Genomic DNA, 17,419 nt, shown 5'->3' on the forward strand with positions numbered 1-17,419 from the left:
CGCAATAACATCCTCAACAGCATCCTGCCACTCGCGCGACTCAATCGGATCAATGTCTTGGGTGGCGTCGGTCATGGGTATTCCTCCGAATGGTTGGCGGATGACGTGTCAGCCGAAGAACTGCGCGCCGTTTGCGCTGATGGTCGAGCCGTTGATGAACCCTGCGTCGTCCGAGGCCAAAAAAGCTACGCAGCGGGCAATCTCTTCGGGCTCACCAAGCCGACCGGCCGGGATCTGCGGAATGATCGCCTCGTTCAGAACCGTCTCGGGAATGGCCTTGACCATTTCGGTGGCAATGTAGCCCGGGCAGACAGCGTTGGCGGTGATGCCTGCACGCGCACCTTCCTGTGCCAGAGAGCGGACGATGCCGATGTCGCCTGCTTTGGTGGCGGCATAGTTAACCTGCGCGAACTGGCCTTTCTGGCCATTGACCGAACTGATCACGATTACGCGGCCAAACTTGCGTTCGCGCATACCGGACCAGACCGGATGCACCGTGTTGAACACACCGGTCAGGTTCGTATCGATCACCTGTTGCCACTGTTCCGGGGTCATCTTGTGGAACGGCGCGTCGCGAGTGATGCCCGCATTAGCGACAACAACGTCGATCGGGCCGACCTCTTCTTCAACCTTGGCGATACCGGCGGCACTTTCTTCGTAGTTGCCGACGTTCCATTTGTAGGTCTTGATACCGGTTTCTGCGGTGAATTTCCCGGCGGCTTCGTCATTGCCGGCGTAGGTGGCGGCGACATTGTAACCCTCGGCCTTGAGAGCCTTGGAAATCGCTTCGCCGATACCGCGGCTGCCGCCGGTGACCAGTGCTGTTCGCGTCATGGTAATCTCCTCCATTGATAGTTTGCGTCTTGCCGCGTGTTCACTTTGCCAGGACGTAAGACCCCGGCGCATCTTCAATCACGTTGAGCGCACCGTCGCCGGGCACCCGTGCGGGCACCTGTTTGGCGCGATCCTTTGCCTCGATCCAATCCGCCCAGGCGGGCCACCAGGACCCTTTGGATGCGGTTGCATTCTCCAGCCATTCGTCGGGGTTTTTGGGGTAGTCCGGGTTTTCCCAATAGCCGTATTTCTCGCGTTCGCCGGGTGGGTTGATCACCCCGGCAATATGGCCTGAGCCGCCGAGAACGAACTTGATCTCGCCGCTTAGCAGCCCCGTCGTCGGATAAACCGATGTCCAGGGTGCGATATGGTCTTCGCGGGTGGCCAGAACGAAACAGGGCGTCTTGATCTTGCCGATGTCGATCTTGGTGCCGTTCAATGTCAGGCCGCCGGGTTTGCGCAGGGCGTTCTTGAGGTAAACCTCTTCAAGATACCAAAGCAGCATGGCCGCCGGCATGCGGGTGGAGTCCGAATTCCAGTAGAGCAGGTCGAACGCGGGGGGCTTGTTGCCCATCAGGTAATTCATCACATGGAACGACCAGATCAGATCGTTTTCGCGGATCATTGAGAACATGTCCCGCATGTGGTGGTCTTCGAGGTGACCTTTCTTGGCCATATGTTCGCGTAACGCCGTCAACCGGTCATGGTCGATGAAGACGCCGATTTCGCCGACGTCGGTGAAATCCACCATCGTGGCCAGCGTCGTGGCCGACGCGATCCGAGTGTCTTTCTTGGCGGCCAGATAGGCGAGCGTGGCCGTGACCAAAATGCCGCCGATGCAGAAGCCCAGTATGTTGACCTTCTTCTCGCCAGTGGCCTGTTCGATTGCATCGAGCGCCGCCAGCGGGCCTTCGTTCATGTAATGCTCAAAGCTTTTCTCGGCATGCTCGGGGCCGGGGTTGACCCAGCTGATGATGAACACCGTATGACCCCGATCCAGCATGTAACGCACCAAGCTGTTCTTCTCGCGCATGTCCATGATGTAGTATTTGTTGATCCATGCAGGCACGAACAGGATCGGACGCTTGCGCTGTGTTTTGGTCGTCGGCTCGAACTGGATCAGCTGCATCAGATCGTTCTGATAGACAACCTTGCCCGGAGTGGTGCCGAGATCACGCCCGACGACAAAGGCGGTTCCGTCGTTGGTGGCAATGTCGAGCCGCCCGTCGCCACGTTCCAGATCATCCAGAAGGTTGTTGAACCCGTCCAGAAGGCTCTGCCCATCGGTTTCCAGCAATTTCTGCTTGGCCTGCGGGTTGAGTGCCAGAAAATTGCTCGGCGCGAGGGCGCTCAGGATCTGACGGGTATAGAATTCGACCTTTAGATGCTCTTTCGATCCCTTGGGAAACCGGTTGAGGACGTCCAGGGTGGCTTCCTCCAGCGCCAAGTGCACATCGCGGCACATCCGCCCGATGGGATCGGCGTCCCAGGAACCGTCTTTGAAGCGGCGATCTTTGACCTCGGTTCCGGTGCCGGTCAAACCGGCCATCCAGATGTTGGTCATTTTGCTTATAGCTGCTTGCTGGATCGCCATCAGGTCGGCTGGCTTGGTCATCAGTTCCATGCCGACCTTGGCGTAGGCCGCCATGACAGAGGCCGAATCCACCACGGAAAATTCGCCGCCCGTCACCTTGCCCGCAGTCGTAGTGGCCGCGCGAAGGAACAACCCCTGAGCCCTTTGCATAAGGCTCCAGTATTCCACCAGCCGATCATTCAACGTTTCCGAAAGCGGATCTGGTTGGGACATGGGGCGTTCCTTTCAATTAGGTTGTGCGATTGGTGCGGGCGGCGAAGGTGGCCCGTTGCCGACCGGGGAGGATCGGCAGCGGGCTGGGGAGGTTCAGTTGAGCCGTTCGATCGCCAGCGCAATGCCCTGACCGCCACCGATACACATGGTGACGAGGCCATACTTGCCGTCGATCCGGTCAAGCTCGTTCAGCGCTTTGATCGTGATGATCGCGCCGGTGGCGCCAATCGGGTGGCCAAGTGCAATTGCGCCGCCATTGGGATTGACCTTGCTGGTGTCGAAACCCAGTTCCTTGTTCACGGCGCAGGCTTGTGCTGCGAAGGCCTCGTTCGATTCAATCACGTCGAAATCGCCCGCGTTCATATCCAGCTTTTTCAGCAGGGTCGTGACCGCCGGAATGGGGCCGATACCCATCACCTCGGGGCGCACACCAGCATGCGCATAGCCCAACAGGCGCGCGCGCGGTTTCAGACCTGCTTTTTCCGCTGCATCGGCCGACGCCAGAACAACCGCCGCCGCGCCGTCATTCAGGCCCGACGCGTTACCCGCAGTCACGGAGCCGTCCTTGCGGAAGGCGGGGCGTAGTTTGCCCAGACTTTCCGCGGTCGTCGAAGGTTTGGCATGTTCATCGGTGTCGAACGGCACCATTTCACGGCGGACCTTTATCTCAATAGGCAGGATCTGCGATTTGAACCGACCTTCCTCAATGGCCACACCAGCGCGGCGCTGACTTTCAGCGGCAAAGGCGTCCTGATCGTCGCGTGAGATCTGGTGCTCGTCCGCGACGTTTTCGGCTGTCACGCCCATATGACCACCCCCGAACGGATCGTTCAGAGCGGCGATCATCATGTCGGTCATGCTGACGTCGCCCATCTTCTGACCAAAACGCGGCGACTGGCTTGAATAGGGGGATCGCGACATACATTCGGCACCACCAGCCAGCGCAAAATCGACGTCGCCCAGCATGATGTGCTGCGCCGAAGAAACGATGGCCTGCGCACCGGAACCGCATAGGCGGTTCACGGTCAAGGCCGGGGCCTCGGGCGGAATGCCGGCTTCGACAGCGGCAACCCGGCCAAGATACATATCACGGCCTTCGGTATTGATCACATGGCCGAAAATCGAATGACCGATTTGCTTGGGGTCAACGCCACTGCGCTTCATCGCTTCATTGGCGACAGCGGCAGCCAGCGTGGTCGGCGCGTGGCTCGCCAGAGAGCCGCCGAACGTCCCGATTGCGGTGCGCACCCCGTCCAGAATTACTACGTCTTTTGTCATGGTCTTTCCTTTCTTGATTCAATGTTTCTCAGGGTGCCGGAGTGCCCAGCCCGGAAATCCTGCCCGAAATTTCATCCAGAACTGTGGGATCGTCGATTGTTGCTGGCATTTTCCAGTCGGTGCCGTCAGCGATCGAAACCATCGTGCCGCGCAGAACTTTCCCCGAACGTGTCTTTGGCAATGCGTTGACCACCATGCAGAGTTTGAACGCCGCAACCGGGCCAATTTCCTGCCGGATCAGCTTGACGCATTCTTTCTCAATCTCTTCCGTAGGGCGATCGCAACCCGCATTCAAGCAAATCAATCCAAGTGGTGCCTGCCCCTTGAGGGCATCACCGATGCCGATCACGGCGCATTCGGCCACGTCAGGATGGTTGGCCAGAACCTCCTCCATCCCACCGGTAGACAAGCGGTGGCCAGCGACATTAATCACGTCATCCGTGCGCGCCATGATGTAGACGTAGCCATCTTCGTCCATGATCCCGGCGTCGCCGGTCTCGTAATAGCCGGGGAAATGATCCAGATAGGATTTGCGGAACCGGTCATCGGCATTCCAGAGTCCGGGCAACGTGCCCGGAGGTAGCGGCAATTTGACGGCAATCGCCCCAAGCGTTCCGGTCGGCACCGGATGGCCGCCCTCATCCAGGATTTCGATCTTGTAGCCCGGCATCGGAACGGCGGGTGAACCCGGCTTGATCGGCAGCTGTTCGATCCCCAGCGGATTGGCCGCGATGCCAAACCCGGTTTCGGTTTGCCACCAATGGTCGATCACCGGCTTTTTCAGATGTTCCTGTGCCCAGTTGATGGTGTCGGGATCAGCCCGCTCGCCGGCCAGGAACAACGCCTGTAATCCGCTCATGTCGTAGCGGTTTACGTGCTTGGCCTCGGGGTCTTCGCGTTTGATAGCGCGCAAAGCGGTCGGTGCCGTGAAAAGCACCTTGACGTCATGCTCTTCGACCACACGCCAGAAAGTGCCGGGGTCAGGGGTGCCAACTGGTTTGCCCTCAAACACCAATGTGGTGCACCCCATCAGCAGCGGCGCATAACAGATATAGCTATGGCCGACGACCCAGCCTACATCTGAAGCCGCCCAGAACACGTCGCCGGGTTTGACGTTGTAGACATTCTTCATCGTCCACAACAACGCCACCATATGCCCGCCATTGTGGCGCACCACGCCCTTGGGCTGCCCGGTGGTCCCGGAGGTGTAGAGGATATAAAGCGGATCGGCACCACCCACCGGGACGCATTTCACGGGTTTGGCCTTCGCGGTTGCCTCGGCCCAATCCACATCGCGCCCTTCAATCATCGACGCTTCCGCTTGTGGACGTCCGAGGATGACCGTGAAATCGGGCTTATGCGCCGAAATCTCTATCGCGCCGTCCAGAAGGGGTTTGTATTCCACGATCCGCCCCGGCTCAATCCCGCAAGATGCGGCGATAACGGCCTTGGGTTTGGCATCTTCGATCCGAACCGCGAGCTCATGGGCCGCAAAGCCCCCAAAGACCACCGAGTGAATTGCGCCCAGCCGGGCACAGGCCAGCATGGCCACCAGTGCTTCGGGCACCATCGGCATGTAGATGACCACGCGGTCCCCCTTGGCGACACCACGTTCGGAAAGAACCCCGGCCAAAGCGGCGACCTTTTCCTGAAGCTCGCTATACGTGATCTTGGTTTTGCTGTCGGTGACGGGGCTGTCGTGAATGATTGCAACCTGATCGCCACGGCCCGCTTCGACATGTCGGTCGACCGCGTTCCAGCAGGTGTTCGTGCTGGCATCCGTGAACCACTGGTAAAGTGGTGCATTGCTGTCATCCAGTGCCTTGGTCGGCTTGGTGTACCAGTCGACTTCTTCGGCTGCTTTCAACCAAAACGCCTCGGGATCGTTTTCCCATTCTGAATATACGTCTTTGTATGAGGTCATTAGCTTGCTCCTTCGTTTCCTTCGCCAACGGCATTGCTGCCCAGACATTTTGTTCAGCCGTAGCTGGCCACAGGCGCTCGTGCCAAAGCGGCGATCTTGCCTTTCATCACAGGCTTGGACGCCCGCGCGCCGATGTGGCCCAGCACCAATACTGCTGTCCCGTTTGAGATCACGGCCACCCTGTTGCCCTTGCCGGTATAGCGAAACGCGTCCGCTGGATTTTCATGGATGTCCATGCAGGCCCGTGCCACGCCGGGCGAATAGACCAGTGACAGGTCACGCTGGGCTTGCTCGGCGGGTGTTCTTTCGGTCATGCCGCCGCCCCGGCTGTGCGGGCCTCGCGAATCAAGGCCATCACGTTGCGGGCGGCATCCGGGATATTGGTGCCAGGGCCAAAGATTGCCTTCACACCTCGGGATTTGAGGAAGTCGTAATCCTGCTGCGGCACCACGCCGCCACAGATCACGAGAATATCTTCGGCCCCCTTTGCCCTGAGCGCTTCAATCAGTTGTGGGGCCAGCGTCTTATGACCAGCGGCCTGACTTGAGATGCCGACGACATGCACATCGTTGTCGATAGCATCCTGCGCCGCCTCTTCTGGGGTCTGGAATAGCGGACCGACATCCACGTCAAAGCCGATATCGGCAAAGGCGGTGGCGATCACCTTGGCCCCGCGGTCGTGCCCGTCCTGGCCCATCTTGACGACCATCATGCGCGGGCGGCGGCCTTCTTCGTCGGCAAACGCCTCTACATCGCGCTGGATCTGGGCAAAGCCCTCGTCACCATCGTAGGCAGAGCTGTAGACGCCAGCCAGTGTCTTGATCTCGGCATGATGACGGCCAAAGACCTTCTCCATCGCGTCGGAAATCTCGCCGACGGTTGCGCGGGCGCGGGCGGCGTCCACTGCCAGCGCCAGAAGGTTGCCGTTGCCCCGCGCACCCTTCTCAAGCGCCGATAGCGCCGCATCGCACGCCGCTTGATCGCGGGTCTTGCGAATGCGCTCCAGCCGAGCCACCTGCGCGCGGCGAACTTCCTCGTTGTCGATCATTCGAACTTCGATATCGTCTTCCTTTTCAAGACGATACTTGTTGACACCGACGATTACCTCATCGCCTTTGTCAACGGCGGCCTGACGCAGCGCGGCTGCCTCTTCAATGCGCAGCTTGGGCATGCCATTGGCGACTGCCTTGGTCATGCCCCCCATGTCTTCGACTTCTTCGATCAGCTCCCATGCCGCTTCGGCCAGTTCTGCCGTCAGTTTCTCGACATAGTAGCTGCCCGCCAGCGGATCGACGACATTGGTCACGCCGGTTTCTTCCTGCAGGATCAGTTGAGTATTCCGTGCGATCCGGGCTGAGAATTCTGTGGGCAGGGCAATCGCCTCGTCCAGCGCGTTGGTGTGTAGGCTTTGGGTGCCGCCAAGGGCCGCCGACATCGCCTCGTATGCTGTGCGGATTACGTTGTTATAGGGGTCTTGTTCCTGAAGGCTGACGCCGCTGGTCTGACAATGGGTGCGCAGCATCCGGCTCTGCGGTTTCTGCGGATCGAATTCGTCCATGATCCGCGACCACAGCAACCGCGCCGCGCGCAGCTTGGCGGCTTCCATGAAGAAGTTCATGCCGATGGCAAAGAAGAAGCTCAAACGCCCAGCGAACTTGTCGACGTCCATGCCCCGCGCGATGGCTGCGCGCACATATTCGCGACCGTCCGCGAGTGTGAAGGCAAGCTCTTGCACAAGGTTCGAACCGGCCTCTTGCATGTGGTAGCCGCTGATCGAGATCGAGTTGAACCGCGGCATGTTGTCGGAGGTGTATTCGATGATGTCCGAGATGATCCGCATCGACGGTTCCGGCGGGTAGATATAGGTGTTGCGGACCATGAATTCCTTCAGAATATCGTTCTGAATGGTTCCGGAAAGCTGTGCTTTATCAACGCCTTGCTCTTCACCCGTGACAATGAAATTGGCAAGGATCGGGATGACCGCACCATTCATCGTCATGCTGACGGACATCTGGTCGAGCGGGATACCATCGAAGAGGATCTTCATGTCCTCGACGCTGTCAATCGCCACGCCAGCCTTGCCGACGTCACCCTGAACCCGAGGGTGGTCGCTGTCATAGCCCCGGTGCGTGGCCAAATCGAAGGCGACAGAGCAGCCCTGTTGCCCCGCCGCGATATTCTTGCGGTAGAACGCGTTTGACTCCTCGGCCGTCGAAAAGCCCGCATATTGCCGGATCGTCCATGGTCGGCCAGCATACATCGTGGCGCGCGGCCCGCGCAGAAATGGCGCTTCGCCCGGCATTGAGCCGAGATGCGTCACGTCTTTCAAGTCGTCCTCGGTGTAGACCGGATTGACTTTGATTCCCTCGGGGGTCTCCCAGATCAGGTCGTCTACTGCCCGCGTCTTGAGTTCTCGCTCAGCAAGCTTTTTCCAGTTTTCAAGTTTGTCAGACATTGGTCTTCCTCCTCCAAGGACCAAGCGCGTGCAGGTATCAGTAGGTGTTCATTCAAACTCCATAATCACGTCGTCCACCGCCAGGCTGTCACCCGGTGCAGCGTTGATCTTCGACACGACCCCGGCACGTTCGGCGCGCAGGATATTTTCCATTTTCATGGCCTCGACACTGGCGAGGGTTTGACCTTCCTGAACGCTTTCGCCTTCGGTGACGTTGACGGAAACGATCAATCCCGGCATCGGGCAAAGCAGCAGTTTTGAGGTGTCGGCGGCCACTTTCTCCGGCATGAATTCGGCCAGGTCCGCGATGCGGGGGGTGCGGATCGTCACATCCAAATCGGCACCGCGATAACGGATGCGGAACCCTTCTGTTCGTCCCTCTACCTTCAGCGCCATGCGCGTGCCGTCGACCTCGACGATTGCCAGACTGCGGCCCGGCACCCAATCGGATGTGACGCGGGCGTTCGTGCCATCGTCGAAAGTCACGGTTGACCCATCGCGATCTGCCGAAATCTCAACCGGAAAGCTCTGATCTTGAAGGCGCACTATCCAATCTTCGCCGACATGGCGTTCGTGATTGTCCATCCGGCCAGACACCCGCGCGCGCCTGATTTCCACAACGCGATGCATGGCAGAGGCCGCCGCCGCGATCCGGCGCAGCGCTGTGTCATCCAAGGTGACGCCGCCAAAGCCTTCGGGATATTCTTCTTCAATGAAAGCGGTCGTTATGTCACCCGAAATGAAACGCGGATGGTCCATCACCGCAGACAGGAACGGAATGTTATGGCCTATCCCCTCAATCTCGAACTCATCCAGCGCGTTGCGCATGATTTCGATGGCGTCAGCGCGGTTGGGCGCCCATGAACACAGCTTGGCGATCATCGGGTCGTAATACATGCTGATCTCGCCGCCTTCGAACACGCCGGTATCGTTGCGTACGGCCTTGTCCTTCTCTTCCACCTCGGCAGGCGGGCGGTAGCGCGACAGGCGGCCAATCGACGGCAAGAAGCCGCGATAGGGGTCTTCGGCGTAAAGTCGGCTTTCGATGGACCAGCCGTTGATTCCGATGTCTTTTTGCTGCAGTGCCAGCTTTTCGCCATAGGCCACGCGGATCATCTGTTCGACCAGATCGATGCCGGTGATCAGCTCTGTGACCGGGTGTTCGACTTGCAGTCGCGTGTTCATCTCAAGGAAGTAGAAGTTGCGATCCCCATCGACGATGAATTCCACCGTCCCGGCTGAGCAGTAATCGACAGCCTGCGCCAAGGCGACCGCTTGCTCGCCCATCGACTTGCGCGTTTCGTCGTCGAGAAACGGGGAGGGCGCCTCTTCCACAACCTTTTGGTTGCGCCGTTGAATCGAGCATTCCCGCTCGTTCAGATAGAGGCAGTTGCCATGCTTGTCGCCCAGTACTTGAATTTCGATATGGCGCGGCTGGGTGATGAACTTTTCGATGAAGATCCGGTCATCGCCAAAGCTGCTGGCCGCCTCGTTCTTCGAACTCTGAAAGCCCTCACGCGCTTCGTCGTCGTTCCAAGCGATGCGCATACCCTTGCCGCCACCGCCGGCGCTGGCCTTGATCATCACCGGATAGCCGATTTCGTTGCTGATCTTCACCGCCTCGTCGGCGTCTTCGATCAGGCCCATCACGCCGGGCACGGTGGAAACCCCGGCCTCCTGCGCGATTTTCTTACTGGTGATCTTGTCGCCCATCGCCTCGATCGCACCACGCGGAGGACCGACAAAGGCGACGCCCTCGGCCTCTAGCGCCGCAGCGAACTTGCTGTTCTCGCTTAGAAAACCGTAGCCGGGATGCACGGCCTCGGCCCCGGTCTGGCGAACTGCGTCCATGACCTTGTCGATAACGATGTAGGATTGGTTCGCGGGGGGCGGGCCGATGTGCACCGCCTCGTCGGCCATCTCGACGTGAAGCGCATCCCGATCAGCATCAGAATAGATCGCGACCGTTTTGATGCCCATTTTTTGGGCAGATTTGATCACGCGGCAAGCGATTTCGCCCCGGTTTGCGATGAGTATTTTCTTAAACATCAAACAGCCCTCTAAAGTGGAATATTGTCATGTTTTTTCCACGGGTTACTTAGCTTTTTGGTCCGCAGGGCAGCAAAGGCTCGCGCGACACGAAGCCGGGTGGAATGTGGCATGATTACTTCGTCGATGAAGCCGCGTTCGGCGGCGACGAAAGGATTGGCGAAGCGGTCCTCGTAATCCTTCGTATGGGCTGCGATCTTGTCGGCATCACCCAGATCGGTGCGGTGGATGATCTCGGTCGCGCCCTTGGCGCCCATCACCGCGATCTCGGCCGTAGGCCAGGCATAGTTGACATCGCCGCGCAGATGCTTGGACGCCATCACGTCATAGGCGCCGCCATAGGCTTTGCGAGTAATCACCGTTACTTTCGGCACGGTCGCCTCACCATAGGCAAATAGCAGTTTGGCCCCGTGCTTGATGACGCCGCCATATTCCTGGGACGTCCCCGGCAGGAACCCCGGCACATCGACGAAGGTAAGGATAGGGATTTCGAAGGCATCACAGAACCGCACGAACCGCGCGGCCTTGCGGCTGCTGTCGATATCCAGACACCCCGCCAGCACCATTGGCTGGTTTGCTACCACACCGACGGTTTGACCCTCAAGGCGGATAAACCCAGTCAGTATATTCTTGGCGAAGTCTGATTGAATCTCATAGAAATCGCCCTCATCCGCGGTTTTGCGAATGAGTTCGACCATATCGTATGGCTGGTTGGGATTATTCGGAATCAGTGTGTCCAGTGACTGCTCTACCCGGCCCGGCTTGTCAAAGAACGGACGCACCGGTGCTTTTTCCCGGTTGTTTAGCGGCAGGAAGTCCACCAGACGCCGCACTTCGGCCAGAGCGGAAACATCGTCCTCAAACGCGGCATCGGCCACGCTGGATTTGCGGGTGTGGGTGCTTGCCCCGCCCAGCTCTTCTGCCGTCACCTGTTCGTTGGTGACTGTTTTGACCACATCCGGGCCCGTCACGAACATGTAGGAGGTATCTTTGACCATGAAGATGAAATCGGTCATGGCAGGCGAATAGACCGCACCGCCTGCACAGGGGCCCATGATAACGCTGATCTGCGGAATGACGCCCGAGGCCATGATGTTGCGCTGGAATACTTCGGCATAGCCCGCCAGTGATGCAACACCCTCTTGGATACGCGCGCCGCCCGAGTCGTTCAGCCCGATCACCGGCGCGCCGACTTTCATTGCCATATCCATGATCTTGCAGATCTTCTGGGCGTGCGTTTCGCTCAAGCTGCCGCCGAAGACGGTAAAATCCTGACTGAAGACATAGACCTGCCGACCATTGATGGTGCCCCAACCGGTGACGACTCCGTCGCCCGGCATCTTGACCTCATCCATGCCGAAATCGGTACAGCGATGCGCCACGAACGTATCGAATTCCTCAAAGCTGCCTTCATCCAACAGGACGTCGATGCGTTCCCGCGAAGTCAGTTTTCCTTTGGCGTGCTGGGCGTCGATGCGGTGCTGCCCGCCACCTGCGTAGGCCTCGGTCCGCCGCCCTTCGAGTTCTTCGATTGTTTCTATCATCGCAGCATCCCATGCTTCATCATTGACGGAGTCAAAAAAGTGGCTTGGTCGTTGGTTTAACGAGCAACAAACGGCAACATTATTGCGGTCTCGTTCGGAGCGCGTAGACAACCTCTGCGGTAGCCGACGCCCCCTCAACTTGCCTCGCGATTAGCGCTGAGAATCGAGATTTACTTGCTTTGCGGGCAAACCGTGGTAGGCAACGTGGCATAGCAAGAACGTTGATTGGAAATGAATAATGGCGTGCATGCGAAGCGTTCACTACCAAAAAGGCCACAATATGCAAACTTGCGAACACGCTCATGGCGGAGCGTAAACTCTTTGCTGGTGCCCGACTTCGTAACTTGCGAAAAGATGAGAATCTATCTCAGAGAGATTTCGCAAAGCGGCTTGGCATATCAGCTAGCTATCTGAATCAACTGGAAAACAATCAACGACCGTTGTCGGCTGCGGTCATGCTGGCACTTGTTGATAACTTCGAAATTGACCTGACATCCTTTGCCGAGGATGAGAGCATTCGTCTTGCTGCAGATCTGAATGAAGCCCTTGCAGAACCGATTTTGGCGGGGCACCGCCCTTCGAAACAAGAGACGAAAGCGGCAATGGCCCACGCGCCGGAGTTTGTTCGTGCCCTTCTTGCTTTCCACACCGGCTATCAAAACCTTAAGAATAGCCTGGTTTCGCTGAACGACATTCTGGAAAAGGGTCAGATTCCGGCTATACCGCTGCCATATGAGGAGGTGCGGGACTTTTTTCACTATAGCGACAACTACTTTGACAGCCTAGATAAGGCCGCCGAGGCCCGTGCGCGCGAAGTGGGAATCGATGGAATTAAAAACAAATCCGCCGCAGTCGACCGTCTGGCTGAAAAACATGGTATTTCAGTTTCGTTCGAACGCGGAAAACTGCCCGGGGAAACACTCAGTGAACTTCACCCGGACTCAAAGCGTCTGATTATCAATACGGCGCACCCGGAACCCAGCCAGACCTTCCTGCTTTGGCATCAAATCGCCTTGCTGGAAGATACGGATGAGATTGACAGGATTGTGGACGAGGCAGGGTTTCAAACCCCGGAAGGACGTTCGATCGCACGTATGGCCCTCGCAAATTTCAGCGCCGGGGCCACGATCATGCCATACGGAGAATTCCTCGCCATAGCCTCGGACCTTCGCCATGATCTGGAGCTTTTGGCGAGCAAATTTGGTGCCAGCCTCGAACAGGTTGCGCACCGTCTGAGCACGCTTCAGCGGACAGGGGCGAAAGGTGTGCCGTTCTATTTCATGCGTGTCGACAGAGCAGGAGCAATCACAAAGCGCCACAGCACGACCCGTTTGCAGTTCGCCAGATATGGCGGTGCATGTCCTTTGTGGAATGTTCATCAGGCATTCGAAACGCCCGGAGAAATCGTGCGGCAACTGGCCGAAACACCCGACGGTGAACGCTATGTGTGTATTGCAAGAACGATTACGAAAAGAGGCCAGGGGTTCAACGCGCCTATCAGACGATATGCCATCGCCCTTGGCAGCCCGGTCGAATACGTGAAAGACATCGTTTACGGTGACGACCTCAAGGTAAACCTGCTTGAGGCTTACGACAAGATCGGTATCTCATGCCGAATTTGCAACCGCACAGAATGTCCGCAAAGGGCGGTCCCACCGATTGATCGCAATATCCTGGTCGACACCCACACCCGCAGAATCGTGCCGTTTCGGATTGAGTAGCGGTTCGTCTTGGCTGTGTCGCGAGCTTTCATACAGCCGAACGGCACCCTATCGACCGGACACATTTGTCCAGCCTGAGCCAACACGGCCCATGCGGGTGTTTGAGACGCGGATCGTAGATCGAAGATTTCAGATCAGGATGTGATCCTCACGCCATCGCGCGGGTCAGGAAATCCTCGATCATGTTGCCATAGCTTTGCTCGACCGCGCATTCAAAGCCGTCTTCGCAGCGCAGCACCAGCGCCTTGACGCCGAAGAATTCAGTATAGCTGCTGGCGTCGGGGGCAAAGACGGCATCGTGCAGGTCAAGCGGGCAGCCGATGGACATGACCTCTGCCGCGTCGGGGCCGGTGATGCGAAAGAAGGTTTGCGTGTCTGAGACCCGCACGATAGAGATCTCGGCGGGTGCGGTTTCGGGCTTCAAGGCGTCGATCAGGGCGGCCTCGTTTTCCAGCGCGTCGCGCAGCAGCCAGCGGTTGGGACCGATATGGCACAGGCTGGCACTGTCGTTGCGCGTGCGCGTGTTGGGGTCGTTCGGGAAACTCAATCTGTCTTTACACCAAGCGTTCAGCTCCTTCTGCGGCCCTTTGAGGTCAAACAGGGCGTAGATCGGCAGGCGCTCTATCCGGGCGTCATATGTCATATCAGGACCTCAGCCTTTCGCCGTCAACGTCATAGTGGATCGGCGGTGTGACCCGCGCGGGGATCACCGCGTCGTTCAGACGCACATGCACGGTTTCACCGTGGCGGGAATGGCCGTTTTCCAGCAAGGCCAGCCCGACCCAACGTTCGTGCACCGTGCTGTAGACGCAGGCGGTGACGAAGCCTTCGGTTGGTTTGCGGTCCCCGCCCGGTGTCAGGGGCGCGCCTTCCGGGATCATGCGATCCGGTTCGGGGATCACGCCCACCAGTTCGCGCCGATTGGACGTGCCCGCGCGGCGCAGCGCAACAGAGCGTTTGCCAAGGTAGTCGGGTTTCTTCTTGGACATCGCCCAGCCAAGGCCAAGATCGAAGGGATCGATCGGCCCGTCAACTTCGTGGCCCAAGGATAGAAACCCTTTTTCGACGCGCAGCACATGGCTTGCTTCTGATCCGATGGGCGCGATGCCAAAGGGCGCGCCAGCTTCCAGTATCTTCTCCCACAGGCGCAGCAGGTCGCGCGGGGCGACGTTGACCTCGAACGAAAGCTCTCCGGTGAAGCTGACACGCACCACGCGCGCCGGGATGTCTGCGACATGTCCATCCGAGAAGGCCATAAACGGCAGAGCTTCGGGCGAGATGTCGATATCCGTGCCAAGCGCCTGCATGACTTCGCGGGCTTTGGGGCCGCAGATGGTGGCGTTGTTCCATTGGCTTGTGACGGTGGTGATAAACACGTTCCAGTCGGGGAACTCTGTTTGCAGGATTTCCTCCATATGGCCGTTCATTGCATCTGCATGACCGGTGGAGGTCGAGATGATCCAACGATCCTCGGACAACCGTAGGGCCACCCCGTCATCCATCACCAGTCCGTCGTCGCTTAGCATCAGGCCATAGCGGGCGCGGCCCGGTTTCAGGCTGGACATGATATTTGTGTAGAGATGATCGAGGAAGCGCCCCACATCGCGCCCCTTCAACTCGAACGTGCCGAGGGGGGAGCCGTCATAGACGCCCACGCCATTGCGAACGGCACGGCATTCCCGGTTGACCGCATCCTGAAATTCCTCGCCGTCCTGCGGGAAATATCCCGGGCGGCGCCAGCGCGCACCGGCTTCGTACATGAATGCACCTTGGGCGAGGTTCCAGGCGGTGATCGGCGTATGGCGATAGGGCAGGGCGACACTTTCTTCCCGAATACCGCCAATCGCACCGAAAGACACGGGCGTATAAGGGGCGCGGAAGGTGGTGGTGCCGACCTCATCCAGCGGCAGGCCCTTTTGCATGGCGACGGTGCCGATGATGTTGATGTTGCCGACCTTGCCCTGATCTATCCCCATGCCGCCCGTGGTGTAGCGTTTGACATGTTCGACATTGTCATAGCCTTCGCGCAGGGCCAGATGCACGTCGTCGACGGAGACATCGTTTTGCAAATCGAGGAACGCCTTGCCACTGGCCGTTTCGACGCGCCAGAGCGGATCGACGCTGTAGTCCAGATCGTCGGAAGCGGGGATATCGAGGAGCATGCCGCCGTTTGCACCAGCTTCCGCACCGCCGCGCAGCGCGTCCGCCAGCGTCAGGTCGCCGTTTGCGGCCCCCGCACAGGTTGCGGCTTGGGCGGCCTTATCGGGGCGAAAGGTGGACAGCTCCTCATCATAGGTCAAGCTGCCCCGCGATTGGGACCACAGGTGCACCGCAGGGTTCCACCCGCCGGAGATCGCCACCAGATCGCAGCCGAGCTTGCGACCTGCGCCGCCTTTCGCGGGCGCGACGGTCACCGCCTTGACGCGGCCCCTGCCATGGACGGTCGTGATGACGTGACCGGCCAGAATTTCTACTTCGGGCACGGCGGCGCGGGCTGCGTCGGGCACGGTTTCGCGACTGTCGACAATGGCTGCGATCTCGATCCCCGCGGCAAGCATGTCCGCCGCAACCGCATAGGCGGAGTTGTTGTTGGTAAAGATCACAGCGCGTTTGCCGGGGCGGACGGCGTAGCGATTGACATAGGCCTGAACGGCAGAGGCCAGCATGATGCCGGGACGGTCATTGTTGCCGAAAACGAGCGTGCGTTCGATTGCGCCCGTCGCACACAAGACCTGCTTGGCCCGGACGCGCCAGTTTCGTTCAAGGATCGACTCCTGTTCAGGTGCGCGTTCGTTCACCATCACGAAATTATGCTCGCGGTAGCCCCAGACGGTGGCATCCTGAAGATGCCGCACATTGGGCATTGTCGCCAGTTCGGCCACCGCCGCGTGGACCCATTCCATCGCGGGCTTTCCGTCAATCGACAGGCTCCGATTCAGCAAACTGCCGCCGGGCTGCGTGCCTTCGTCCACCAGCATCACGTGCTGTCCGGCGCGGCCCGCCACCAATGCCGCCATCAGACCCGCCGGACCCGCGCCTGCGATCAATAGATCGCAATGGGCATAGCGGTTCTCGAAATGTCCGTTTTTGGGAGCTTCGGCAGGCGCGCCCGCCAGTCCCGCCGCCTTGCGGATGGAAGGCTCATAGAAATGCCAGTTCGGCCACTTGAAGGTCTTGTAGTAAAACCCGGCAGGGATGAACCGCGCGAACAATTGGTTGATCGCGCCGATATCCAGCTCCGGTGAGGGCCAGCAATTGACGGATTTTGCCACAAGACCGTCACGCAGGGGAACCGTCGTGACGGGGCGGTTGCCGGAGGCGTCCTCGCCCATAAGCTCAACCAGTGTCGAGGGTTCCTCGACCCCCGATCCCACGATCCCGCGCGGGCGGTGGTATTTGAAACTGCGGGCGGTCAGACGCATGCCGTTGGCCAAGAGGGCTGAGGCCAAAGTGTCACCTTCAAAGCCCTGATAAGACCGCCCGTTGAAGGTGAAACTCAGCGGTTTGGTGCGGTCGATCAAACCGCCATTCTGCAAACGGTCAGCCTGCATCGCCCGGACCCTCCACAATGTCATGGGTGCGGGTGTCTCGCCAGATGGTCAGCCATGTGCCGCAGCCTTTGACATGCCACCAGCGTTCCTCAACCGGGCCAAGCGGATTTGGAACCTGCGTCAGATAGTCCGTCCATTCCCGGTCGCTGACGGCGTTCGGATCTGGGCGATGCGGTTTGACCGGGCCGCCAAAAGCGAATTCCGCTTCGTTTCGGGGGCCGCAAAAGGGGCAGGGGATGTTCATCATGGCGGGCTG

At 59.0% G+C, this 17,419-nt stretch carries 11 protein-coding genes and 1 pseudogene; 1 reads left to right on the forward strand and 11 read right to left on the reverse strand.

Annotated features, from left to right (window positions below):
- Positions 1-108: 108 nt before the first annotated feature.
- The 8 genes and pseudogenes from phbB to ACEWPJ_RS14725 all read right to left on the reverse strand — a co-directional run bounded on the left by phbB (position 109) and on the right by ACEWPJ_RS14725 (position 11,891).
- Positions 109-834: an acetoacetyl-CoA reductase gene (phbB, locus tag ACEWPJ_RS14690; RefSeq protein ID WP_416513866.1), complete on the reverse strand. Its 726-nt coding sequence runs from the start codon at positions 832-834 to the stop codon at positions 109-111.
- A gap of 40 nt (positions 835-874) precedes the next feature.
- On the reverse strand, positions 875-2,641 hold the full coding sequence (locus tag ACEWPJ_RS14695) for a PHA/PHB synthase family protein (RefSeq protein WP_416513867.1): 1,767 nt from the start codon (positions 2,639-2,641) through the stop codon (positions 875-877).
- A gap of 93 nt (positions 2,642-2,734) precedes the next feature.
- Positions 2,735-3,919 (reverse strand): acetyl-CoA C-acyltransferase family protein, encoded by a 1,185-nt coding sequence (locus ACEWPJ_RS14700; RefSeq protein WP_416513868.1) that lies wholly within the window; start codon positions 3,917-3,919, stop codon positions 2,735-2,737.
- 28 nt (positions 3,920-3,947) lie between these two features.
- Positions 3,948-5,843: a propionyl-CoA synthetase gene (locus ACEWPJ_RS14705; RefSeq protein ID WP_416513869.1), complete on the reverse strand. Its 1,896-nt coding sequence runs from the start codon at positions 5,841-5,843 to the stop codon at positions 3,948-3,950.
- A 95-nt stretch (positions 5,844-5,938) separates the two neighbouring features.
- Positions 5,939-6,127 (reverse strand): annotated as a pseudogene (locus ACEWPJ_RS14710) (hypothetical protein); the annotation flags it as partial.
- 26 nt (positions 6,128-6,153) lie between these two features.
- The gene (scpA, locus tag ACEWPJ_RS14715) at positions 6,154-8,298 is read right to left on the reverse strand and encodes a methylmalonyl-CoA mutase (RefSeq protein ID WP_416513870.1); all 2,145 of its coding nucleotides are present in this window, start codon (positions 8,296-8,298) and stop codon (positions 6,154-6,156) included.
- A 48-nt stretch (positions 8,299-8,346) separates the two neighbouring features.
- Positions 8,347-10,347 (reverse strand): acetyl-CoA carboxylase biotin carboxylase subunit, encoded by a 2,001-nt coding sequence (locus tag ACEWPJ_RS14720; protein ID WP_416513871.1) that lies wholly within the window; start codon positions 10,345-10,347, stop codon positions 8,347-8,349.
- Positions 10,348-10,358: 11 nt separating this feature from the next.
- The gene (locus ACEWPJ_RS14725; protein WP_416513872.1) at positions 10,359-11,891 is read right to left on the reverse strand and encodes an acyl-CoA carboxylase subunit beta; all 1,533 of its coding nucleotides are present in this window, start codon (positions 11,889-11,891) and stop codon (positions 10,359-10,361) included.
- A 302-nt stretch (positions 11,892-12,193) separates the two neighbouring features.
- On the opposite strand from ACEWPJ_RS14725, the gene ACEWPJ_RS14730 reads away from it, so the two are divergent.
- Positions 12,194-13,612, forward strand: coding sequence for a helix-turn-helix domain-containing protein (locus ACEWPJ_RS14730; RefSeq protein ID WP_416513873.1), 1,419 nt, complete (start codon positions 12,194-12,196; stop codon positions 13,610-13,612).
- Positions 13,613-13,760: 148 nt separating this feature from the next.
- On the opposite strand, the gene ACEWPJ_RS14735 is transcribed toward ACEWPJ_RS14730, so the two are convergent.
- Genes ACEWPJ_RS14735 through ACEWPJ_RS14745 form a run of 3 tightly spaced genes read right to left on the reverse strand, consistent with a single transcriptional unit; the run spans position 13,761 to position 17,410 of the window.
- Positions 13,761-14,255: a sarcosine oxidase subunit gamma gene (locus ACEWPJ_RS14735; RefSeq protein WP_416513874.1), complete on the reverse strand. Its 495-nt coding sequence runs from the start codon at positions 14,253-14,255 to the stop codon at positions 13,761-13,763.
- A gap of 1 nt (position 14,256) precedes the next feature.
- Complete coding sequence (locus ACEWPJ_RS14740; protein ID WP_416513875.1) at positions 14,257-17,163, reverse strand: sarcosine oxidase subunit alpha family protein; 2,907 nt, start codon at positions 17,161-17,163, stop codon at positions 14,257-14,259.
- Positions 17,153-17,410 (reverse strand): sarcosine oxidase subunit delta, encoded by a 258-nt coding sequence (locus tag ACEWPJ_RS14745; RefSeq protein WP_416513876.1) that lies wholly within the window; start codon positions 17,408-17,410, stop codon positions 17,153-17,155. The genes ACEWPJ_RS14740 and ACEWPJ_RS14745 overlap by 11 nt, the downstream gene beginning before the upstream one ends.
- Between the last annotated feature and the right edge of the window lie 9 nt (positions 17,411-17,419).

Origin of the sequence: Aliiroseovarius sp. YM-037 (assembly GCF_048060095.1) — a bacterium.
GTDB lineage: Bacteria > Pseudomonadota > Alphaproteobacteria > Rhodobacterales > Rhodobacteraceae > JBLUOA01.